Source organism: Faecalibacterium sp. OM04-11BH (assembly GCF_003482185.1).
Lineage (GTDB): Bacteria > Bacillota > Clostridia > Oscillospirales > Ruminococcaceae > Faecalibacterium > Faecalibacterium tardum.
In genome coordinates this window covers 113,664-135,903 of sequence record NZ_QULS01000008.1, presented here as the reverse complement: position 1 = coordinate 135,903, position 22,240 = coordinate 113,664, and the positions used below count along the sequence as shown (strand labels likewise).

Genomic DNA, 22,240 nt, shown 5'->3' with positions numbered 1-22,240 from the left:
TCCTTCAACCACGAAGGTTTTGTTCAGGAACGAGTCGCACGTATATCCATGTCGTACCCGGAACGGACAGCCTTTTTCTGCTCCTGAATCTTCATGGCATCAAGGTCTGTTATCTTCCGCTTGATGGTTTTGATGGCCTCGGTCTGGTCAATGGCCTGCACATGGAGATTGACGAGAATGCCACTTTCCGTTTTGAGGAAGTCGGCCAGCATTTCGTCCGAAAGTTCCGGCGCAAGGATTTGTAAAAAGCTCACAGCTCCATACTTGCCGCCCAAACCAAAGGTTTTGGCCGTACCGAAACAGAGGGAGGACGGGGCCACAAAATCCTTGGTAGACAGGCCGGAGGGTGCCAGCCAGTCCCAGTCAAAACGGAACGGTTCGCCGTCCGGGTGGAAGATGCCGTGCAGCACCTCCAAACGTTCCCGCCCATCCATGACGTGTGCCACGCAGCCCATGGTCTTGAAATAGCCCAGCAGGTCAAGGCCAATGCGGGTCAGCCGAGCCCGCGCAGTTTTCAGGCTGTCGGCATCGATGGTGAAGGTCAGATATTTGGTTTTGACAATGCCGTTATTTCCGCTGGCAAGCTGCTTTTGCAGGATGGCGGTGTACTCGGCGCGGATGTCGTCAAAATCATCCCCCTGCGGTGCGATCTCAAAACTTTTTGCGTACTGCACCGGGTCAACCTTGCGATTCAAAAACGAAAGCTGCACATGGATGGAAGCATCCACATAGTTGTAGAGGTCGCACAGGTGTTCAAAGATGGCGGTTCTTGTTTCCGGCTGGGCCAGCTGATAACTGATGTCCTCAAAGGCAATGCACTTGGAGAATGTGCGCCGGTCAATGCGGCACACACCGTCCGGGTAGATGGCCTCATACGGGATGGTGGCCTGTGCCGTGCGGGGCTTGCCGTCACCCTTGTACTTGCGGATAACGGCATCAATTTCTTTTTTCTGGGCGCGGGTGAGCTTTTTGGACTTTTCGGTTTCGCGGGGTATCGTTTTTCTGGACAATGGCCTTTACCTCCTGTTCCATTTGGTATTGCCGCACAAGGGCGGCGTAAGCATTGTTGGTCTGATAGGGCCTTTCCTTGGGGCGGATAAAGCAGCACTGAATCATTTGCTGAATCACCACTTCAAGGGGCTGGCCGTGCCGCTCGAACAGAGCGAACAGCAGCCCCGGCAGCATGGCAAAAATCATCAGCAGGGCCGCTGCACTGTTGGAAAGATAGTTTCGGGCCAAAAAATAAAGCGGTCCGCCCGTTAAAAGCGCACCGCCGAAGCAGACCAGCTGCCGCTTGGTCAGCCCGAATAAGACTTTGGATTTTACATGGGTCAAATCTTTGGGAACGGTCACATACGCCATTCAAGCGCTCCTTTCTCAATGGGCACCGAACACCGACTTGCTGATGCTGCCAGTCTTGAACAGACAGAAACAGAGCAGAACGGTATAGCCCATGCAACCCCAGATAGCCCCGGCAATGTCCGCCGCGCCCGAAATGTTGCGTATCAGCACCGCGTAAATGCCCACGACAATCATAATCAGGAACGCTTGGAAACCCAGTGCCAGCAAAGACTTCAAGTAGTTCTGCCCGGTGCTGCGCCACTCGCTGCTGCCCATGGTCGCCAGCGGGATAGGCCCCAGTGCGGTCACAACGTAAATCTCGATCATGCGGCCGTAGGTCACAAGGAAGATGCAGATGGAAAGGATGTTCATGGTTAGGCCCACTACAAGGGTCTGGAACCACAGACTAAGCAGACTGCCAATGGTCATGCTTTCCAGCTGAAATTCCAGTCCGGGTATCAGGCGGTCAAAGTGGATGGATGTTTCACCGATGATCACGCCAGAGCTTTGGTTGACAACGCTCTGGGTGGCATCGAACACGCCCATGACGATGTTCCATGTGTTGCTGACAATGAGGATGGCAAAGGCAGACTTGAAAATCCAGCGGAAGAACATGGAGGTGTCAAAGTCGTGCATATTGTTCTTTTCGGTAATCATCTGGATAAGCTCATGGCACATCACAAGGGCAAGGATGGCCGCTGCAATAGGCAGCACTACCGTTTCGGAAAGACTGCGCAGCATATTGAAAATGCCGCTGTTCCATGCCTGCGGGGTAGAACCAACGTCCGAAGCGATTTCGCCCACCTTGGCGTTCACGTTATCGAACAGGCCGGAGAGGTTGCCCGTGATGCCATCGATCAAAATGTCTTTTATCCATTTCTCGATGATCTCACTAATCAAGCAAAGATACCTCCTTTCCCGCGCCCTCCCACTTTTCTGGGAGAGCGCGGTGGGGTCTCAAAGATGGATGTTCGGATAAGTTGAGGTTAGCCCAGCAGCCCGGACAGCAGCGGGACAAGGGTCACGCCGATCAGGGCAACGCCGCCGCCCGCGACCAGCTGCTTCACGCTCTGGCTCTTGCTGCCGGGGTTATCCTGTCCATAACCCTCCAACAGGTTGATGCCGCCCCAGACACACAGGGCACCGCCCAGACCGACCACGATGGTCTGCAAAGTATCGACTGCGCTGTTGAAAAATTCCATAAGGTCCTCACTTTCTGCCGCTTGTTCTGCGGCACTCAAAAATAAAGTTATTCGGCTACATCTTCATCCGACAGGTCGATTTCGTACAGGTCAAAACTTTCGTCCTGCGCGACTACCTGCTGCCGTTTCCGGCGCAGGGTGGATAAGAACCTGTCCACATCAAAGGTGTTTTTCTTGTCCGCGTCCGCAAGGTATTTGTAGTGCGGGTGCTTGGTGATGTCGAACTTCTCCGAGAAGAACGGCCTCACACCCCGCAGCTGCAAAATACATCTGCCGCCGTCCATGATTGCGATTTCGTCCTCTGACATCAACGCCTTTCCTAATTTTTGATAGTTCAGTCCGTGGGAGGTTTGAGAGCCCCGGTTCTCGCTGGTGTTGAAACTGTCGATGGTCTCTTTCCCCAGCGCATCGGAGATCTCTTTGGCATTCTTGCCCCGCCCACTCAAAAAGAGAACAGAATCGCAGTTGTCTGAAATGATTTCGGCCGCATCTTTGTAGATGGCTTTCAGCTGCGACTGGCTCTGCAAAATGATGGATGCCGAGATTTCCCGGCTGCGGATGGTGGCGATCAGCTTGTCGAAGTTTGGAATCTGCCCGATGTTGGCGAACTCGTCCAGAATCAGCCGCACATGGACAGGCAGCCGGCCGCCGTATTTATCATCCGCACGGTCACACAACAGGTTGATAAGCTGGCTTTGGAGCATGGCCAGAATGAAGTTGAAGGTGGTATCCGTGTCGCTCATAATCAAAAACAGCACGGTCTTTTCATCCCCGATGGTGTCCAGCTCCATTTCATCGTTCTCCATCAGTTCCCGTACTTCCCGGATGTCAAATGGAGCCAAACGGGCACCACAGCTTATCAGGATGGAGGAACGGGTCTTGCCTGCCGACAGCAAAAACTTTTTGTATTGCCGGACGGCGAAGTGGTCCGGGTCTTTCTGTTCCAGCCGTTCAAACATGAGGTCCACTGGGCTTTGAAACTCCGGGTCGTCCTCGCGGGCTTCACTGGCATTTATCATTTCCAGCAGGGTGGTGAAGTTCATTTCTTCTGCCGGGGCCTCATACCAGATGTAGCCGATAAGCGCGGTGTAGAACAGCCGTTCCGACTTCACCCAAAAATCTTCTGCTGATTTCTCACCCTCGCCCTTGGTGTTGGCGATAATGGTATTCACCAGTTTCAGCACGTCCTTTTCCGAGTGGATGTAAACAAAGGGGTTGTACTTCATAGACTTGGAAAAGTTTATCGTGTTCAGGATTTTCACCCGGTAGCCCGCCCGCTGGAACATTTGGCCTGTTTCGAGAACCAGTGTGCCTTTGGGCTGCCTTTTGTCAAGATAAAAAATCAAGATGCTGCTGTAAATTCAAAAGTTACCAGCTTTCGCTTCTTTTTGAATGATTTTTCGCATTTGAGTATCCAATGTGCTCTTCGCGTTCGGATTGAAAAAGATGTTGACGTTGTAAGTTGTGTTTTTGACTCGCATGGTCAACATTCCATCCGCAGGGCGATGTTCGGTCAAAGTGACAGTTTTGCTCATTTGTGCTTCTCCTTTTACAATGTGTGTTCCGTTGTCTTTTGATAGGGCTGTGATTTTTTCTCTTCAAGAGCCACCTTGCTATCATTCAGCTTTTTCAGTACCGATTCCTTTTCCGGGGTCTTGCCGCCCGGTGCGGAAAGCTGTTGCTTATTCAGCACAAGGTCGATATACTTGCGGATATTTTTCAGAGCAGAGATGTCCGGCTGCAAGGTTTCCAGTTGGCTGCGCAGCTCTGCGCTGCCGGATTGCAGCGCAGAAAATTCGGCATCCAATGCCGAAAAATCTACCGCTGTGCTGCCGTTCAGTTTCATCAGGGTACGGACAGCTTTGTTGAATGCGTCCAGCTCGTCCTTGTGCTGGGCAGCATAAGCGTCCTTTGTCAGCTTGAAGTTCTTCTTTATAAAGATGTCGTGGATGGGCTTCAGCTTGGCATGGATGGCAGCAGCATCCTTGATCTGGGCGATTGCTCGCATCTGGCTCTCGTTCTGCTTCAACTGTCTGCGGAGAGGGGCGACGGTCTGGCTCAGGTCTTTGATTGCGGCGTTCAAATCCTCGATGGTGTTCAGAGAATGGGCCTTCAGGTAGTCCACCGCCTGCCGAATCTCCTCAAAATCCCGGACGGTGCATTTCAGTTTTGCCTTGCCAGACCAACCGCTGCGCTGCTCGTTGCGAAGGTTGAAGTAATCCACCAGCAGGTCGGACGGCGTGGGTTCTTTCGCCTTTTCCAGAGCGTCCAGAAGAAGCTGCTTCTTTTCGGTCAGGTCTGCGATCCAGCGTTGCAGTCCCCGGATGGTACTGCGGATGGACTGCATCAAGCTGTTGGCGGCACGAATGTCCCGGTTCAGGTTGCCGAGAAAGGTTTCTATCCCACGTTTTTCCATCTGGTGAGCAGCGGGGCCGAGATGCACGGTCGGAATCTGCTGCACGCCCTGACGCTCGAATGAGCGGAGATCAACACGTTCCGGTCTGCCAGCGGCTTCCAGATAGCGGTTGGTGATGGTTTCCCAGCCATGCCGCCAGACCTCGGCGTACTTCTGGTCGTTCCAGTCCACGGTGTTTTCCTTGTGACACTTCCAATTCCCGGATGGAAGCTGGATGCGCTTACCGTTTTCGTCAAGGTCGTACACCTTTCGGGCTTTCGGGAGCCACCTGCCGTGTTTGTCCATTGCCCGGAGTGTCAGCAGAATGTGGGCGTGTGGGTTTCCATCGCCCTTGTCGTGGATGGCAAAATCGGCTATCATACCTTTGGAAACAAACTGCTCGTTGCAAAATTCTTTGAGCATGGGAAGATACTGTTCCTTCGGCACCTCCACCGGAAACGCCAGCACGATGCGCCGGGCAAGCTGCGAGTTCCATTGATTTTCAACGGATTCTACTGCGTTCCAGAGCGTTGCCCGGTCTGCATATCCGGACGGCGCATGGGGCGGCAGCATGATTTCGGCATGGACGAGTTCTTTCTTCTTGTTGTAGAATTTCGTTTTCTGGTCGTACTCGCTGAACAGCCGTTCGCCGCTTTGGTAGGCTGCACCGGCAACAACGGACTGCCCTTGGCTGCGTTTTACGATGGAGATTTTGAAATGCGGACACGGAATAGGAATCACCTCCTTGTGAGCATTTGAAACGTTCCCTTGTAAAAAATGTGGATTTATGATACTATTATCTTGGATAAGTAAACAGAAAGCTGGTGAGCCGATGTCAGAAAGAAAATCAGAACAGGAACTGGATTTTGAACGGAAGCACGAAGAAGATTTGCAGCGGATTCGAGAGTTTCGTTTGATTGATGATGATTTTATGGCTGCGGTGTTTGAAGACCACGACTGCGCAGAGTTCTTGCTCCGAATCATCCTGAAGCGGGACGATTTGGTTGTGCGAGAGGTTCATGGACAATACAGCATTAAAAATTTGCAGGGACGTTCGGTTCGGCTGGACATTCTGGCGGTAGACCGAAACAACCGTGCATATAATATTGAAGTCCAGCGCAGTGACCGGGGCGCAAGTGAAAAACGTGCTCGCTACAATAGCAGCTTGCTTGATGCAAACCTGACAGATTCCGGTGAGGAATACGATGCGTTGAATGAAACTTATGTCATCTTTATCACAGAAAACGATATTTTGAGGGCCGGGCTTCCGATTTATCATATTGACCGAACCGTTCAGGAAACTGGTATGATCTTTAATGATCAGGCTCATATCATCTATGTCAACTCGCAGATCAAGGATGAAACGGCGCTTGGTAAATTGATGCATGACTTTTTCTGTACCGATTCCAGCAAAATGTACTATCCCATTTTGGCCAATCGAGTATGGTACTTCAAAGAAAACGAGAAGGGAGTGGCAACTATGTGCAGAGCTATGGAAAAAATGCGGGACGAAACCGCTGCTGAGCAGAACATCAAAACTCTTTTGGTGTCTGTAAAGAACCTGATGAAAAACATGAATCTCAGCCCAGAACAGGCTATGGATGCCATGGGGATTTCTGAGGATGACCGTAAGATGTTACTGCAAAGAATTTGATGCTCTTTTGATTGAACTTTATCTCTAAAAATTCAAAAGCCGACTAGGATTTTCCCAGTCGGCTTTTGTACTTTATATCGTGTTCTTCTGCAAAAAGATAGCTGCAAAGCAGCGCAAGGAAAATGCAGTTTTCCTTGGGATGGAATCGGGCTGGCGCACAAACGCCAGCTTCGATTTCATCGAGCCGTCTGCAAGACCGCAATTTCACCGGAACGGTGTATAATTGCGCCCTTTATTCTAAAGGGTTTTGGACGTTGCCGCGTTCGTGAACGTCATGCACCATCTTTGCAAGAGCCAGCACAACTTCCGGTTGACGAAACGAGATTTTCAGCAGTTCCATCACCTGATCGTCTGTCAGTTCTCCCGGACAGACCAGAAAACTTTCCAGCATTCCAGCACGGGTGCAAAGACGATGCACACGCTCTCTCCGATTCAGCTCCGACATCCGGCGTTCAAGGATCTTCTCCCGGTGCTTACAAGAGCGCAGCTTCTGTTCGGCTTTGGCTTTTTCGCTGCGGAGGTAGGCTAGGTCGTTTTTGGGTTGGGTCATGGCATCGCTCTCCTTTTTCAAAAGTTTTTATTCGGTTACAAACATTTTATAATTCATATTTACCGCCTTGTATTCTTTGAGATAACGAATATAATACGTCTAGGAGGTGTGAGCATGAAAATCTTCATTATAGAAGATGAACCGGCAATCCGCGAGGAACTTGTTCAGCTTCTTCAAAAGTACGGCTACCAATGCGACAGCAGCGATGATTTTCACCACATTGTGCAAGCTGCTCTTTCATCAGGGGCTAACTTGATTCTCTTAGACATCAATCTGCCCTATCAGGATGGTTTCCAAGTATGCAGAGAAATCCGACAGAAATCCAATCTTCCTATCATTGTACTTACCAGCAGAAACAGCGATTTTGACGAGTTGATGAGCTTGAACATCGGCGCAGATGATTATATTGCAAAGCCGTACAATACACAGATTCTTTTGGCGCGAATCCAAAAACTTCTGGCTCGGACCTATGAAGTACAGGACAACATCGTTCTCACGCACAAAGGCTTGACCTTAAATTTGCTCAAGGCGGAAATCAGCTATCAAGGGAACAAAAAATCACTTACCAAAAATGAACTTGGGATTTTGCGCCTGCTTATGGTGAATAAGGGCAACATTATTCCCCGTGACGCTATTATTGATGAACTCTGGCAGAGTGAACAATTTATAGACGAAAACACATTGAATGTCAACATCGTTCGGTTACGGAAAGCACTGACCGAAATCGGTCTGCCGGACTATCTGGAAACGAAACGTGGTTTAGGGTATTGCGTATGAAGTTATCCGAGTATCTGCTTGACCGTATCTTTTCCCTGATTTGTATGCTGGTGGCTGCACTCGTGCTGCTTGCGCTCCTCTGGCTGATTGAAACATCTGCTGTGTTTATTCTGTTTGCCGAGATGATTTTACTTGCAGCGTACAGTACAGCGCTGCTGTATGACTTTTTTCGCAAGCAGAGTTTTTATAATCTGCTTCAAAAAATGACAGAGCAGATGGACATAAAAACTCTTTTAGGCGAGTTAATGGTGCCGCCTCATTTTTTAGAGGGGCAGATTTTGGTGGACGTTCTGCGGTGCTGCAACAAATATCAGAACGACCAGCTTTCCTATGCAGAGCAGGAGAACCGTGAATATCGGGAATACCTTGATTCATGGGTGCATGAAATCAAAACGCCTATCACCTCTGCCCGGCTGATCGTTGAAAATGAAAAGAATCCCACCACACTGCGAATTGACGATGAACTGCGGAAAATTGATGCTTATGTGGAGCAGGTGCTATATTACGCCCGCAGTACCGATGTGGAAAAGGACTTTAAGGTGGAGAAAACCACCTTGCAGGCATTGGTGTACGCTGCGCTAAAAACGTACTCAAAGCCGTTGATTCAGGTCGGTGGAAAGCCGGTTCTAAAGGATCTGGATATTCCCGTGGCCGCAGACAGCAAGAGCTGCACCTTTGTGATCGGACAGATTCTTTCCAATGCTATCAAGTATCGGAAAGATAATTTACAAGTTGAATTTTCAGCCAGAGCAGAGAAAAACACGGTATCTCTTTTCATTTCCGATAATGGCATTGGTATTTCTGCTGCTGACTTGCCGCGTGTGTTCGACAAAGGCTTTACCGGCGAAAACGGCCGCCGTTATTCCAAATCAACCGGCATTGGTTTGTACTTGAGCCAAAGGCTGTGTCGAAAAATGAATATCTCACTTTCTATTTCCAGCGTTCCGGGACAGGGAACGACTGTGACGATGGTTTTTCCTACGGAAAGCTATTTGCAGGCGGCGGGGCTGTAAAGCCTCGCTTTTTTCAACCTTACATTTTGGTAATACAAATGTAATCCAATTTAATGGCATCGGAAAATTCCTTGTGGTAGAGTAAAAGCACAAAAGCAAAGCGCTTTTGAGAAAGGAGCCTGACCTATGGGCGATACGATCTTACGGGTGGATGACATCCAAAAATTTTATGGTAACAAAGGCAACCTGACAAAAGCCATCGACCACATTTCTTTTTCTGTTCGCAAAGGAGAATTTCTCGGCATCATGGGTGCTTCCGGCTCTGGCAAAACCACCTTGCTGAACTGCATTTCCACGATTGATACCGTCACCAGCGGTCATATCTATGTAGAAGAAAAGGACATCACGGCGCTTCACGGGGCACAGCTTGCAGACTTTCGAGGAAAAAAGCTGGGATTTATTTTTCAGAATTTCAATCTTCTGGACACTTTGACCGCCTATGAAAATATCTCTCTGGCCCTTTCCATCGCAGGTGCCAAACCCAGTGAAATAGAGCAGCGTATTCCACAGATTGCCCAAGCGCTGAACATTCAGGATGTATTGGATAAATATCCCTATCAGATGTCTGGCGGTCAGCAACAGAGAGTAGCTGCTGCAAGAGCGATGGTGACAAATCCCGCCATCGTACTGGCAGATGAGCCGACCGGCGCACTGGATTCCAACTCTTCCCGAATGCTGTTGACAATGTTGACCGAATTGAATGAACGGCTTTCAGCAACGATTCTCATGGTAACGCATGACGCTTTTTCTGCCAGCTATTGCAATCGCATTTTGTTTATCAAAGATGGGCAGGTGTTCAACGAACTGCATCGTGGGACGGATACGCGCAAAGAATTTTTTACAAAAATTCTGGAAGTAGTTTCCGTCTTGGGAGGTGAACAGAGTGAACACATGTAAGCTTATTTTCCGAAATGTGTGTAAGAACATTCGTGACTATCTGATTTACTTTCTTACGCTGACCCTTTCGGTCAGTTTGTTCTATGCGTTCAATTCCATTTCTGACCAGCCGGCTTTTTCCAATATGGGCATGACTGGCACGCTCTTATATCGTCAGCTCGGCATTATGCTTTCTACGCTTTCCACTATGATTGCGGTTGTTCTGGCTTTCCTGATTCTTTATGCCAATCAATTTTTATTGAAACGCCGCAAAAAAGAATTAGGCGTGTATATGATGCTCGGCATGAAAAAAGGGCGTATTTCCCGGTTGTTTGCAGGCGAAACGCTTTGTGTTGGCATCATCGCGCTGGGCACAGGATTGCTTTTGGGCTTTTTCTTTTCGCAAGGTTTTTCTTTAATTGCATTGCGGCTTTTTGCAATCAATCTTGAAAAGTTTCGGATCGTGTTTTCAGCCGGAGCGCTTCGCCAGACCGTGTTGTGTTTCACAATCATCTTTTTTATTGTCATGCTTTTCAATATTCGGTCTGTCACCAATGTTAAATTGATCGACCTATTGACGGACGGCAGAAAAAACGAAAGTATGCAGACTGAAAACCGTATCTTGCCGGCTTGTCTGTTCCTGCTCTCGCTGCTTTGCATCGGAATTTCTGCCGCGCTGTTCAACAAAAACGGGATTCTGCCATCTCATGAAAATAATCTGTTCCAGTTGGCAGCGGCGGCATTGGTCGCGGGAACTTTTTTGCTGTTCTACTCACTGTCAGCCGTTTTCATGCAAGCAGCAAGTGCAAGGAAATGCTTTTACCTGAAAGGTCTGAATACGTTCCTTGTCCGTCAGATTGGCAGCAAAATCCGAACCAATTATCTTGTGGTAACGGTTGTATGCGGATTGCTGACCATCACGATCTGCGCCGTGTCGATTGGCGCAAGCACAGCGCTTGCTATGAACAAAATGTCTCGTTCTGCAACGCCCTATGATTTGAACGTGCTTTCCAATGTTTCGGTTGACGGGGACAGCGATATTGCTACCTATCTCGCTGCACACGATATTACCATAAGCAACTACGCCAAAGCCACAGAACAAATCAGTGTTTACGAGGCCGATATGACCTACTCTGAACTATTTGAAGGACAGAAAGTCAAATTTTGGCCGATTGATGAAAAAGTTCCTGACAGCAAGGTTTCCGTAATCTCCATTTCGGACTTGAATCGTGCCTTAGCCATGCAGAACAAAGCACCCATCACGCTGAACGATGGCCAATACCTGTTGAACTGCAACTACAATGGAACGTATCGGTATATTGCTGCTGCATTGCAGAGCCACCCGGAAATCACGGTTAGTGGGGCGACTTTACAGCGTGCAGAAGATAAAGTGTTGCAGGAAACATACATTATGACGTCGGTTGGCAACAATGACCGCGGCACCTTGATTGTTCCCGATTCCGTCACCGCATCACTTGAAAAAGATGTAAATGCGCTTTTGGTGCAATATGAGCCGAATGCAGATTCCAATGAAATTTTGCAAAAGATGATTCCGATTGGATTGGATAGTACACACGGCTATCGGTATGCCGAAAAGAACATGATGTATGAGACATTCTACGGCCTCGATGCCTTGGTGAGCTTCCTTTGCTGCTATATCGGGTTGGTCTTTTTGCTGATTTGCGCCGCACTTCTAGCGTTAAAACAGCTTACCGAAACGACCGACAATGTGTATCGTTATGGTTTGCTGCAAAAGCTGGGTGCAGGCCGCTGGCAAATCGATCATACGCTTTTTGTGCAGACAGCCGTGTTCTTTGCCATTCCGCTAGTCGTCGCTGGCGTGTATTCTGCTTTCCTGATTGGCAAAGCAATGGCTGTGGTGGAAGAATTTATGAACATCCATATCGCAACAAATATCGGATTGACAATCGTTCTTTTTCTGCTTGTCTACGGAAGTTATTTCCTTGCAACGTATCTTTCCTGTAAACGTATTGTCACAGAACAGCGAGAATTGGAGGTCTAAACTATGTTGCCCGAAAATGTAAACTGGAATGCCGTATTGCAAAGCATCACCGACACATGGCTCCCTTTAATTGGTATGGTCACCGCAATTATTTTAGTTGCCATAATCGTCCATGTAGCACAAAAGAATAAAAAGTAAAAACACCTGCCGCACGACGGCAAAAGAAAAAAAGCCGTCGTATAGCAGACATTTCCGCGCGCCCATTTTGAAGCGGCGGCTCAATTTTCAGAGCCGCCGCTTCTTTGTGTTTACACAAACCAATGATGACTTGCAGGGATACGGTAGCCGATTGGAGATTATTTTACCATAGCAGATCGGTGCCCCGCACGGGCTGGATAGCCAGTGCGGCACCCCTGACCTGATACGTTACCCCGCCAGCTTCGCCCCTTGCCTTCCGCTGGCACACCTCCGGGTGCTGCGTTGCAAGGGCGTCAAGCTGCTTCTGCAAGGCAGAATTCAGCGTGAACACGCTGTTCGTTCCGTCCTCGCTGGCGTAGATCATGGTTTCCAGCTTAAACATCGTCAGAGAGTTCGTCATCTTCGTTTTCCTCAAACATCTCAGGCCCCCAATCCTCATCACGCTCGATGTCCTGCGCCAGCTTCTCCATCCTGGCATAACACTCCATCTCGGAACGGATGAAGTAGAACATCTGGTCGTACCAGCGCTCCAGATGCAGCGATTCGTTCTCCAGCTTACGGACGAAATCGAACACCAGCCTGTTCAGATCAGGATCAACCGTCAGTCCGGCAACCTCATACAGCCGCTTGCGGGTCAGTGCCAGATCGGGGTTGCCGTAGGCATAGAGCAGCTTCTTTTCATCAAAAGTCAGTTTCATAGGCGTGTACCTCCGTATCAAAAAAGGGGCTGCCGTGTGCAGACCCGATGTAACGAAAAGACCGCCTTACAGTCGTGCAGGGCGGTCAGAGATGCAATATTGTATCAGACAAAAATCAGCTCAGACTTGATGATTTCCTCGGCGCGGTTTCGGATGCTGTTCATCCGGAGCACCCATTCCAGTTGATCGGCGGCTTTCAGGTCTTCGGTCACATCCTCGGCTTTCTGCATCTGCCGGACGGTCAACACAAGCTGTTCCTCGGCCTGCTTGTCCAGCTTGGCAAGGTAGCCGCTTAGCTCACCGGACAGGAGCAGTTGATTGTACCGGATAGGATGATGTTCTTGCAGATATTTCTTATGTAAGCGGCCCCACCTCCCGATGGGGTGCTGTTCTGCCGGGGCTGCTGCGGTCAGGTTCGGCAGATAGTGGTCATTGACAAGGGTGTAGTCCAGACCGTTAGCGTTGTCATGGATGGAATTTTCAAGTTTGTTCATGCGGATTCTCCTTTCAGTTCATCGGTTGGTTCAAGTTGAAGGGGATTTTTTTCGGCAAGCTCTTGTTGAGCCAGCTTTTTCTTTTGGGCATATTGGCGGCAGCGTTCCCGGTTTTTCTGTAAGAGTGCTTCGTACTCTGCTGCTGCTTGCGGGTCAGTTTTAGCAGCTTCTCTCAAAGCCACTCGTTTTTTCTTGCGGTTTTCTCCAGATGTTTTTTGGTACTTTTTACGCTTGGCTATCTGCTGTTCTGTAATCTTTTTCGCATCGTCGTGGTTGATCTCGATTTGGCTGGGAAAAGTATCGCCAATGAAGTTGAAATAAATGTCGATTTGCTGTTGACGGTAGATTGTCCGTCCGCCGGATGCGGAATGAATCACCACTTTTTCTACCAGCTCGTACAGCATTTCATCTGTCAGCGTTTCACAGTCCTTATATTTCCGAATCAGTTTTACAAAGCGTTTCAGGTCAACTTTCGTTGTTTCAGCGTTGTCCAGTTCTTTTTTCAGTTCCGCCATACGGATTTCACAGCCCGTTTGTTCTTCATCGTACTGTGCCATCAGCCGCTGGAATTGACGTTCCGGGATTTTACCTATAACACTGCTTTCATATAGGCTGCGAATCAAAGTATCAAGCTCATCCATTCTCTTTTGCACAGCGAGCAGTTCTTTTTTGTACTCGTTAGAAGATTGACTGTTCTGGCTTTCCCATAAAGTTCGAAGCTGTTCTGCAAATTCTGTTTCATCCTCAAGGACTTTTTGCGCCATTGCTTTTATTGCCTCCAGAATGGCGTCTTCAATGGTTGATGTCTTGATAAAATGGGATGTGCAGGAGACGTACATATTACGGTATTTGCTGCACTGCCATGAAGAATCCGAATCGTACACTACATTAGAATCCCGATGTTTGGATTCTGGGCTGGAAAAGCTCATCCGGGAGCCGCAGTCAGCACAGAAAACCATACCCGACAGCCGATGTGTATATGTCCCATCCGGCAGTCTTTTCGGGCAACGTTTCCGAAGACGTTGTGCCTTATCCCATGTTTCTTGGTCGATGATAGCTTCATGAGTGTTTTTGAATACGATTCTTTCTTCCGGGGTTGCAGCGCGGCGCTTTTTTAGCTTGAAGTTTTCACGAATACTTTTGCACAGCACCGTATGCCCAAGATACTCCTGACGGTCAAGAACATAGGTCAAGGTGGTCGTATTCCATCGATAGGGGTCGTGGTACGAATGGTGCCGAGCAGATTCAGGATGATACTGTTCTTCATATGCAGACGGGATCAGCACTTTTTCATCCGAAAGAGTCTGGCCAATTTGTGCAAGACTGGCACCGCTGGCTGCCATATCGAAGATTCTACGGACAACGGCAGCGGCTTCTTCGTCCACATAAAGCGTCTGCTTATCACCGGGAATCCGTTTGTACCCGTAGGGAATACTGCCACTGCACCGTTTGCCGTCCTGCATCCGGGACTTGAACACCGCACGAATTTTGTTGCTGGTATCTTTGGCGTACCACTCGTTCATAATGTTCAGAAAGGGCGTAAAGTCGTTGTCTGTTGGATTGGCACTGTCTACATTATTATTGATGGCAATGAACCGAACACCTTTTGATGGAAACTGAATTTCGGTGTAAAATCCAACTTCCAGATAGTTCCGTCCAAAACGGCTCATGTCTTTTACAATGACCGTTGCAATATGCCCAGCTTCGATTTCGGCAATCATTGACTGAAAGCCGGGGCGGTTGAAGTTTGTTCCGCTGTAGCCATCATCAGTAAAATGTTTGATATTGTTGAAACCACTTTTGCGGGCGTAGTCTTCCAGATACTTTTTCTGGTTCAGGATGCTGTTGGATTCACCTTGCAGTTCATCATCTCTGGAAAGCCGTTCATACAGAGCCGTGATTTTTCCTTGGTTGGATTTTGCCATAGTTTCACCTTCTTTGTTTTTTGGTTGGGGTTTGGTTGCTTGATATGTAACAAAGATACGATATTTTTATCCTTTTGTAAACGCATCTTTGTTTTATCCTTGTTCATTATAGCCTTTCGGGTCTGTGACTACGAATGAGGTAGGATAATCAGACGTGGGAAAGCATTGCATGAGGTTGGGCTTGACATAGAAGCGGGTCTTGCCGCTGCCGGAGCCGCCGATCACCAGCACATTCTTGTTCCGGGCCGTCTTGGGGTCTTTGGGCCGCCCGGTCATGGTCAGGCGTTCGGTCTGGGTCAGCAGGATGTTGTTTTCAAACTTGGGGTCGATGTAGGGGGCAATGTCCTTGGCGGTGCCCCACCGGGCAGAGCCGTATTCTTCACCCTTGCGGTACTTCTTGGCATTCTTGCCTTTGCTGTACACAATGAGCCGGACGGCCAACGCACCAACAACGCCCACGCACAGGTCAAACGGGTGCAGGCTTGGCAGCGGGCTTGCAAAGGCGGCGGAGATGCCGCTCGTTAGGTGCAGCAGCTTGGCCGAAGCATCCGCGCCCGCCGACAGACGGTACGTCTGCCCGCATTTGGCAAACAGGTACACGAACAGCAGATACGGCAGATTCAGCAACAGCAGCTTTTTTAGTTCAGGCTTCATCGTTCCAGCCCCCTTTGCTTAATTTTTTCTTTGGCGCGTTTCGGCTGCTGGGCGGCTTTCTGCTTGGCTGCTGCCAGCACCTTGCGGATAGAGGGCCGCTGCTCCTTGGAGAGCGTTTTGGCGGTGAACTCCCGGAACGCCTGTTCCAAATTGTCCGCATCCTTGGCCTTGAAGATCACGATGTAGTGGGGCGGCTGGGTGGTTTTATCCTTGCGTAAGGCGAAGTCCACGCCGTACTTCTTGGCGCAGGGCTTGAACGCCCCGACGTTCGCCTCCGTGACTTCAATGTTGGTCAGAGCCGCGCCGTGGGCTTTCAGCTGTTTCAGGCTTTGCTTGCCGTGATGCAGCTTTGGCCCCTTGGCCCGGTGCTGCAAATATTTTTTCAGGGCAGCTTGCAGCGCTTGGGCGGTGAGTTTGCCCGTTTTCATGGACAGGGCAATGGTTTTCTGGGTGACTTCTTCCTGCAATATGAATCCCTCCTTGTTGCAGAAAATTCAGAGCGGCAGCTAGGGTGGAACCACCAGCCGCCGCAGGTAAAGGGTTCTCATGGATGGGTACTCCTTTCGGTCAGGTGTTGGGCGGGCGGCCCCAATCGGGCTGCGCCATATCGTGCGCCACAAGGGACGCATAGTAGCTGTTGATGGTGCTGGGGGCGTTGAACAGCATGGCCCGCAGGTATTGCTTGATGTTGCGGACTTTGGTGGTGTTATCCCGCAGGCAGTCCATGACGAACTCGATGTGATGGCTGTCCAGTTTCAGAAACTTGGCCTTGACCAGCTCTGCCGGATAATCGTCCCCGGCCACCCGGATGGACTTGCGGTTGGTGCAGACGGTTTCCAGCAGGATGTCCACGATCTCGTCCAGCTGTTCCCGGTCTATCCGGGGATTCTGGGTGAGGGTGTCATACTCGATGTTCTCCAAAATCAGGTCCCGGTAGATTTGACAGGCCGCTTCCTTTCGGCTTCCTGTCCGTTCCGGCGGCGGTGCCGCTGCCTCGTCCTCGTCCAAAGGCAAGGGGTTTGGGGAATGGATAGGAATGGAATCGGTATTTAATCCCTCTTTCTTTTGTTTTTCTGTAATTAGTTTATCTTTATTTAATTGCATTGGATTTTCCAACGTAGGGTTTTCCTGCGTGGGATTCTCCAACGTTGGATTTTCCAATGTAGGTGAAACCGATGCAGGAATGGGCTGCGGCAGCTCGAAGATTACATAGTCTGCGCCGCGCAGCCGTCCTTTCTCGTCCCGTTCTCTGGAACGCTGGATGTAGCCCGCCTGTTCCAGTTCCCGGATGGCCTGCCGTATCGCGTCTATGCTTTCCCGGTTGATACGGGCCAGTCCTTGCAGGGTGTAGTCCCAATCTTCCGGCAGGGAGAGCATTTGGGAGAGTAAGCCTTTGGCTTTCAGGGACAAGGCCCGGTTCCGCAGATGATGGTTCGACATGACCGTATAGCCGCTGTTCTTTTCTACCCGAAATACTGCCATTTCACGGATGCCTCCTTTCTGTTTTTGGGCAAAGAAAAAGCCGCAGGCTTTTTGTGAAAGTCTGCGGCTATGCCGATTGTTAGATATTCAATTCTTTGTGTTTCCGCACCCCATATCAATTACCACCGAAACAGTAATGTGATTTTCAATGCGTTTGTTGCGGAGTTTATCGCCCTCGCCATCGAACACAACGTGACGAGAAAATAACGTAAAACGGAGGATTTCTACTAGATTTCTCTTTGTAGCGAAACTATCGCTTCGACGTGCTCTGTATGCGGAAACATATCCACCGGGGTAAAGCCCTCGGCCTTATAGCCCAGCTTTGTCAGGGTGGCAAGGTCGCGGGCGAGGGTGACGGGGTTGCAGCTGACATAGACCACCCGCTTCGGGGCCATGCGGGCCACGCTGGCAAGAAATTCCGGGGTGGAGCCCTCGCGCGGGGGGTCCATAAAAATCACGTCTGCCTTTTCCCCTGCTGCGGCCGCTTCGCGGATCCAGCGGGTGGCGTCGGCGGCAAAGAAGCGGGCGTTCTTTACGCCGTTGTGTCTTGCGTTGCCAATGGCATCCTGCACGGCGTCCCGGTTCAGCTCCACGCCCACCACCTGCTTTGCATGGTCGGCGGCGGTCAGGCCGATGGTGCCGATGCCGCAGTAGGCGTCCAGCACCACCTCCTTGCCGGTCAACTTTGCAGCTTCCACCGCAAGGCCGTACAGCACTTCGGTCTGGGTGTGGTTGATTTGATAAAAGCTGCGCGGGCTGATGGCGTAGGTCTTGCCGCAGAGGGTGTCCAGAATGAACCCCTTGCCGTACAGCACCTTTTCCGCTTCGCCCAGCACCACGCTGGTCTTGCGGCTGTTCACGTTCTGCACCACGGTAGTCACAGTCACGCCGCGCTGCGCCGCCTCTGCCAGCAGCGCCTTTACAAAGTTCTTTGCGCCCGGCAGCACCGGCTGCGCCGTTACCAGCACCACCATCACCTGCTCGGTGGCTACGCCCCGCCGCAGCAGGCAGTGGCGCACAAGCCCGGTGCCCTTGTCCTCGTCGTAGGGCTGGTAGCGGCAGGCGTTGGCGGCAGCCCGCACCGCCTGCATGGTCTTGTCCAGCACCTCGTCCTGCAGCAGGCAGCTTTCCACCGGCAGTACCTTATGGCTGTTTGCCGCGTAGATACCGGAGGTCAGCTTTCCACCAAAGCCGGGGGCAAAGGTGGAGATCACCTTATTGCGGTAGTGGTAGGGCTGCTCCATGCCCCGGACGGGGTGCACCGGGCCGTATTTGCCCACAAGAGCACGCACTTTTTCTTCCTTCTGTTTCAGCTGCGCGGCATAGTCCAGCCCCAGCAGAGGGCAGCCGCCGCAGTTTTTGGCACGCAGTTTGCAATCCATGGCAGTTTCTTCCTTTATATAACAGATACTCTCTTTTCAGGATATCACAGGGCGGGGTGGATTGCAACTGCAAGGCGGGGCGATTTTTACAGTTTTCATTTTTACTGCTGGGTCTTTACTTTCGCGCGCTGATTTGCCATAATAGGGACAGAAAACGACCGTTTACGGGAGGGCTACAAGATGAAGATCATGGTTTTTGATGTAGGCGGAACCGAGATCAAATACTCGGTCATGGATGAGCAGATGCACCGCACGAACAGCGGCGCGGTGCCCACGCCGCAAGATACGCAGGCGCAGTTTCTGGATGCAGTCTACCGGCTGTATGCGCCCCACAAAGATGAAGTGACCGGCATTGCCATGGCGCTGCCGGGCTTTGTGGATAACCACACCGGCTATGTGTCCAACGGCGGGGCGCTGCTGTACAACACCGCTACCCCGGTGGGGCAGCTGCTGGCGGAAAAGTGCAGCTGTCCCGTCATCTTGGAAAACGACGGCAAGGCCGCCGCCATGGCAGAGCTGGCAAACGGCGCGCTGAAAGGCTGCTGCAACGCTGCGGTGTTCATCATCGGCACCGGCGTGGGCGGCGGCATCATCGCCAACGGACAGCTGGTGCGCGGGGTGCACTTTACCGCCGGAGAGTACAGCTTTGTCAATACCAACGCCGAGGCGTGGGACGCCCCGGACCAGAACATGGCCTGCCAGTGCAGCACCAGCAATCTGCTTAAATGGTACCGCGCCCGCAAGGCACTGCCGGAGGATGCCCCGCTGGACGGACGCAGCTTTTTTGCCGCCGCCAACGCCGGGGAGCCGGAAGCTTTAGAGGTGCTGCGGCGGTTCTGCCACGCGGTGGCGGTGCAGATCTACAACCTGACCGTTCTGCTGGATGTGGAAAAGGTGGCCATCGGCGGCGGCATCAGCAAGCAGCCCCTGCTGCTGGAAAGCCTGCGCAGCGCCTACGATGGACTGTACGCCTCCCGGGCGGGACAGGCCTACATGGAGGGCTTGCCCCGCTGCCAGATCGTACCCTGCGCCTTCAGCAGCGAGGCCAATCAGGTAGGCGTCGCCGCCGCATATTTTGAAGCTATGCAGAAAAAATGTTGATTTTCAGTCGGTTTCATGGTACTATATCTGCCGTGTGCTGCAAATGGCAAAAAAGCAGCTGCGGATCTAATATTTTCTTTATAAAAATGCAGAGCCGGACAGCCCGCGGGCTGTCCGGCTCTGCTTGTATTCAAAAATATTTTTTCTGCATCGTTACGCATTCAGGCGGGCAAACGCCTGCCGGACATCGCCAGAGAAATACAGCGTGCCCAGTGCACACACCGGGCCTTCGCCGCCCAGTTCTTCCGCACGCGCCACACCGGCCTCGATGCTGTCCGCAGCCTCGGCGGTGCAGCCGTAGGCGCGGATATGCTCCGCCAGCGTCTGCGCCGGCATGGCGCGGGGGTTGTGCGCCGTCACGGTCACGAACCGCTCGGCCAGCGGTGCCAGCAGCGCCAACATCTCGTCCACGTCCTTGTCTGCCATAATGCTGACCAGAAAGACGAATTTCTGCCCGGGGAAACGGTCTTTCAGGCTCTGCACCGTGGCGCGCATCCCGTGGGCATTGTGACTGCCGTCCAGCACAAAGGCAGGGCTGTGGCGCAGCAGCTCAAAGCGCCCGGGCCAGCTTACCTGCTCCAGCCCGGTGCGGATGGCGCTTTCCGGGATGTTCCAGCCCTGCTGCCGCAGCACCCGCAGGGCGGTAATGGCCAGCGCGGCGTTGCGGGGCTGATAGCTGCCGATGAGCGGCAGCCGCACCCCGTCCAGCCCGTCAAAGCTGAAGGTAACTGCGTCCAGATCCCCGCCGGTGATTTGCAGCTTTGCAAAGTCCACCTCCGTAAAGGGAGCGTGCTGCTGTGCCGCCACCCGGCGCAGCACGGCGTCCGCCTCCGGTGCGCCGCCGTAGCTCACCACCGGACAGCCCGGCTTGATGATGCCCGCCTTGGCAGTGGCGATATCTGCCAGCGTGGGGCCCAGCTCCTTGACGTGGTCCATGCCCAGTGCGGTGATCACCGCGCAGGCAGGCTTTTCGATGACGTTAGTGGAATCCAGCGTACCGCCAAGCCCCACCTCCAGCACCACGATATCGCACTGCTGCTGCGCAAAATAGAGCATGCCCAGTGCGGTGATGATCTCGAACTCGGTGGGCACATCCTCCATGGCATCGGCGGCAGGCTTTACCTGCTCCACCAGCTCCACCAGCGCTTCGTCCGGGATCTGCTGCCCGTTGATCTGGATGCGCTCGTTGAACCGGTTGATGAAGGGCGAGGTATACAGTCCCACCCGGTAACCGGCGGCTTGCAGGCAGGAAGCCAGCATCGCCGCCGTGCTGCCCTTGCCGTTAGTGCCCGCCACATGGACGAATTGCAGCTTTTTGTGCGGGTCGCCCAGTGCCGCCAGCAGGGTGCGGGTGCGGGTAAGCCCGGGCTTATGCCCCGCCCACTGCACCGCGTGGATGTATTCCATTGCCTGTTCGTAGTTCATAGATACTGCCTCGATTCAAAATCACGATTTAGAATGCGCTCCGCTTCGCTCTGCGCAACATCAGCGGAAAAATTATTTATAATTTCGCAATTCTGGAAAATCTGCGGATTTTCCAGAATTGCCTTTTCACGGTAGGGGTTTGGAAACGAACTCCCTCAGTCAAAACCTGTCGGTTTTGACAGCTCCCTCTGAGAGGGAGCCTTTGGCATGGTGGCATAGTTTCCGGCTCAAGCGCAAAGTTTGCGGGCGCGCTTGCTCCCCCGGGGGGAGCTGTCGCGCAGCGACTGAGGGGCTTCAAATCGGCGGAGCCGGAAAAAACGGGTAAAAGATCTTCACGCCGAACAGGCGTGAATCTTCAGTTTTTTCCGGTGCAGCCCCCCCCTTTGGGGTTAAAAGGGGCGAGTAGCCCCTTTTTCGTGGCACCAGCGCGTCGAAATCGCTGGCACTTTTCTGGTTCTCTTTTGGTGTCAAAAGAGAACATCCCCGGCCTGAGAAGGTTTTCTCAGTTTTCTTATTTCTTTGCCAGCTTCATCAGGCTGCGATTTTCCAGCAGGATGCGCAGCAGTACAACGTTCACGGCGCTCAGGATGAGGGCGTTGGGGATACGCACCGCCAGCGTTGCCCACGGATAGCCGTAGAACAGACGCAGCGCCAGCGAGGTGATGACCATAGAGCCCACAAAGTGCCCCAGCAGCACGCTGGCTGCAAGCCGCAAATTTGTGGAAAGGCTGCTCAGCTTCTGCCACGCAAAACCTGCCACCAAGCCGATGGCACCCGCACCCAGCGTGATGAGCGGGTTGATGGCGTAGCCCGCCAGCACACCGCCGATGATATCGGCCACCGCGCCCACCGCAAAGCCTGCGCCGGGGCCGAACACCACCGCTGCCAGCAGCACCGGCAGACTGCCCAGATTGAACCGGACGAAACCGGTGGAGATGCTGAGCACCCGGCTGAACACGATGCTCATAGCCACCAGCAAAGCCAGCATGGTCAGGGTACGCACCGAAGTTTTTTTGTCGTTCATTGTAGTTGTCCTCCTTAAAAAGGAACAGCAGGCAGGACGCAAAAACGCCCTCCCCTGTGACAGACCGCACAAAGGAGGGCGTGAAT

General features: G+C 51.9%; 23 protein-coding genes and 3 pseudogenes. 7 read left to right on the top strand and 19 right to left on the bottom strand.

Annotated features, from left to right (window positions below; genetic code table 11):
• Positions 1–41: 41 nt before the first annotated feature.
• The 7 genes and pseudogenes from DXB44_RS08905 to mobQ all read right to left on the bottom strand — a co-directional run.
• Positions 42–1,010, bottom strand: a pseudogene (locus DXB44_RS08905) (PrgI family protein); the annotation flags it as partial.
• Positions 937–1,362, bottom strand: coding sequence for a PrgI family protein (locus DXB44_RS08900; RefSeq protein ID WP_118658463.1), 426 nt, complete (start codon positions 1,360–1,362; stop codon positions 937–939). The pseudogene DXB44_RS08905 and the gene DXB44_RS08900, both read right to left, overlap by 74 nt.
• A gap of 15 nt (positions 1,363–1,377) precedes the next feature.
• Positions 1,378–2,241: a VirB6/TrbL-like conjugal transfer protein, CD1112 family gene (locus tag DXB44_RS08895; protein ID WP_118658462.1), complete on the bottom strand. Its 864-nt coding sequence runs from the start codon at positions 2,239–2,241 to the stop codon at positions 1,378–1,380.
• Between the two features lie 86 nt (positions 2,242–2,327).
• Positions 2,328–2,543: a Maff2 family mobile element protein gene (locus DXB44_RS08890; protein ID WP_118658461.1), complete on the bottom strand. Its 216-nt coding sequence runs from the start codon at positions 2,541–2,543 to the stop codon at positions 2,328–2,330.
• Positions 2,544–2,590: 47 nt separating this feature from the next.
• A pseudogene (locus DXB44_RS08885) lies at positions 2,591–3,862 on the bottom strand (type IV secretory system conjugative DNA transfer family protein); the annotation flags it as partial.
• A gap of 42 nt (positions 3,863–3,904) precedes the next feature.
• Complete coding sequence (locus tag DXB44_RS14530; protein ID WP_158581886.1) at positions 3,905–4,078, bottom strand: hypothetical protein; 174 nt, start codon at positions 4,076–4,078, stop codon at positions 3,905–3,907.
• Positions 4,079–4,092: 14 nt separating this feature from the next.
• On the bottom strand, positions 4,093–5,679 hold the full coding sequence (gene mobQ, locus DXB44_RS08880) for a MobQ family relaxase (RefSeq protein ID WP_243111103.1): 1,587 nt from the start codon (positions 5,677–5,679) through the stop codon (positions 4,093–4,095).
• Between the two features lie 46 nt (positions 5,680–5,725).
• Here mobQ and DXB44_RS08875 point away from each other — a divergent pair, with 46 nt between their 5' ends.
• Positions 5,726–6,592, top strand: coding sequence for a PD-(D/E)XK nuclease family transposase (locus DXB44_RS08875; protein ID WP_347475185.1), 867 nt, complete (start codon positions 5,726–5,728; stop codon positions 6,590–6,592).
• Positions 6,593–6,824: 232 nt separating this feature from the next.
• Here DXB44_RS08875 and DXB44_RS08870 read toward each other — a convergent pair whose 3' ends face one another.
• Entirely contained in the window at positions 6,825–7,142 is a 318-nt protein-coding gene (locus DXB44_RS08870) for a DUF3847 domain-containing protein (RefSeq protein WP_117477557.1), read from the bottom strand.
• 114 nt (positions 7,143–7,256) lie between these two features.
• Here DXB44_RS08870 and DXB44_RS08865 point away from each other — a divergent pair, with 114 nt between their 5' ends.
• The 5 genes from DXB44_RS08865 to DXB44_RS14995 all read left to right on the top strand — a co-directional run bounded on the left by DXB44_RS08865 (position 7,257) and on the right by DXB44_RS14995 (position 11,969).
• Positions 7,257–7,919, top strand: a complete 663-nt coding sequence (locus tag DXB44_RS08865) for a response regulator transcription factor (RefSeq protein ID WP_118658459.1) — start codon at positions 7,257–7,259, stop codon at positions 7,917–7,919.
• Positions 7,916–8,932 carry a sensor histidine kinase gene (locus tag DXB44_RS08860; RefSeq protein WP_118658458.1) on the top strand — a complete coding sequence of 339 codons (1,017 nt, stop codon included), beginning with the start codon at positions 7,916–7,918 and terminating at the stop codon, positions 8,930–8,932. Before DXB44_RS08865 ends, DXB44_RS08860 begins: the two co-directional genes overlap by 4 nt.
• A gap of 126 nt (positions 8,933–9,058) precedes the next feature.
• Positions 9,059–9,829, top strand: coding sequence for an ABC transporter ATP-binding protein (locus tag DXB44_RS08855; protein ID WP_118658457.1), 771 nt, complete (start codon positions 9,059–9,061; stop codon positions 9,827–9,829).
• On the top strand, positions 9,816–11,831 hold the full coding sequence (locus DXB44_RS08850; protein WP_118658456.1) for an ABC transporter permease: 2,016 nt from the start codon (positions 9,816–9,818) through the stop codon (positions 11,829–11,831). Before DXB44_RS08855 ends, DXB44_RS08850 begins: the two co-directional genes overlap by 14 nt.
• A gap of 3 nt (positions 11,832–11,834) precedes the next feature.
• On the top strand, positions 11,835–11,969 hold the full coding sequence (locus DXB44_RS14995; RefSeq protein WP_278320831.1) for a hypothetical protein: 135 nt from the start codon (positions 11,835–11,837) through the stop codon (positions 11,967–11,969).
• Between the two features lie 163 nt (positions 11,970–12,132).
• Here DXB44_RS14995 and DXB44_RS08845 read toward each other — a convergent pair whose 3' ends face one another.
• From DXB44_RS08845 to rlmD, 8 genes and pseudogenes are all read right to left on the bottom strand, one after another.
• On the bottom strand, positions 12,133–12,369 hold the full coding sequence (locus DXB44_RS08845) for a hypothetical protein (protein ID WP_243111102.1): 237 nt from the start codon (positions 12,367–12,369) through the stop codon (positions 12,133–12,135).
• Positions 12,344–12,667, bottom strand: a complete 324-nt coding sequence (locus DXB44_RS08840) for a hypothetical protein (RefSeq protein ID WP_118658455.1) — start codon at positions 12,665–12,667, stop codon at positions 12,344–12,346. The genes DXB44_RS08845 and DXB44_RS08840 overlap by 26 nt, the downstream gene beginning before the upstream one ends.
• Positions 12,668–12,771: 104 nt before the next feature.
• Positions 12,772–13,161, bottom strand: coding sequence for a TnpV protein (locus DXB44_RS08835; protein ID WP_118658454.1), 390 nt, complete (start codon positions 13,159–13,161; stop codon positions 12,772–12,774).
• The gene (locus DXB44_RS08830; protein ID WP_117477565.1) at positions 13,158–15,086 is read right to left on the bottom strand and encodes a recombinase family protein; all 1,929 of its coding nucleotides are present in this window, start codon (positions 15,084–15,086) and stop codon (positions 13,158–13,160) included. The genes DXB44_RS08835 and DXB44_RS08830 overlap by 4 nt, the downstream gene beginning before the upstream one ends.
• A gap of 114 nt (positions 15,087–15,200) precedes the next feature.
• A pseudogene (locus DXB44_RS08825) lies at positions 15,201–15,740 on the bottom strand (type IV secretory system conjugative DNA transfer family protein); the annotation flags it as partial.
• Complete coding sequence (locus DXB44_RS08820; RefSeq protein ID WP_118658453.1) at positions 15,737–16,207, bottom strand: PcfB family protein; 471 nt, start codon at positions 16,205–16,207, stop codon at positions 15,737–15,739. The gene DXB44_RS08820 and the pseudogene DXB44_RS08825, both read right to left, overlap by 4 nt.
• Before the next feature lie 100 nt (positions 16,208–16,307).
• Positions 16,308–17,222 carry a DUF6017 domain-containing protein gene (locus DXB44_RS08815; protein ID WP_118658452.1) on the bottom strand — a complete coding sequence of 305 codons (915 nt, stop codon included), beginning with the start codon at positions 17,220–17,222 and terminating at the stop codon, positions 16,308–16,310.
• Positions 17,223–17,449: 227 nt separating this feature from the next.
• On the bottom strand, positions 17,450–18,604 hold the full coding sequence (gene rlmD, locus DXB44_RS08810) for a 23S rRNA (uracil(1939)-C(5))-methyltransferase RlmD (protein ID WP_118658451.1): 1,155 nt from the start codon (positions 18,602–18,604) through the stop codon (positions 17,450–17,452).
• A gap of 180 nt (positions 18,605–18,784) precedes the next feature.
• Here rlmD and DXB44_RS08805 point away from each other — a divergent pair, with 180 nt between their 5' ends.
• Positions 18,785–19,705, top strand: a complete 921-nt coding sequence (locus tag DXB44_RS08805) for an ROK family protein (protein ID WP_118658450.1) — start codon at positions 18,785–18,787, stop codon at positions 19,703–19,705.
• A 153-nt stretch (positions 19,706–19,858) separates the two neighbouring features.
• Here DXB44_RS08805 and DXB44_RS08800 read toward each other — a convergent pair whose 3' ends face one another.
• The 3 genes from DXB44_RS08800 to DXB44_RS08795 form a co-directional block, all read right to left on the bottom strand.
• A complete protein-coding gene (locus DXB44_RS08800) occupies positions 19,859–21,130 on the bottom strand; it encodes a folylpolyglutamate synthase/dihydrofolate synthase family protein (RefSeq protein ID WP_118658449.1) in 1,272 nt (423 codons plus the stop codon).
• Positions 21,131–21,424: 294 nt separating this feature from the next.
• Entirely contained in the window at positions 21,425–21,601 is a 177-nt protein-coding gene (locus DXB44_RS14525) for a hypothetical protein (protein ID WP_158581885.1), read from the bottom strand.
• A gap of 40 nt (positions 21,602–21,641) precedes the next feature.
• On the bottom strand, positions 21,642–22,154 hold the full coding sequence (locus DXB44_RS08795; RefSeq protein ID WP_005923065.1) for a folate family ECF transporter S component: 513 nt from the start codon (positions 22,152–22,154) through the stop codon (positions 21,642–21,644).
• Positions 22,155–22,240: the final 86 nt, after the last annotated feature.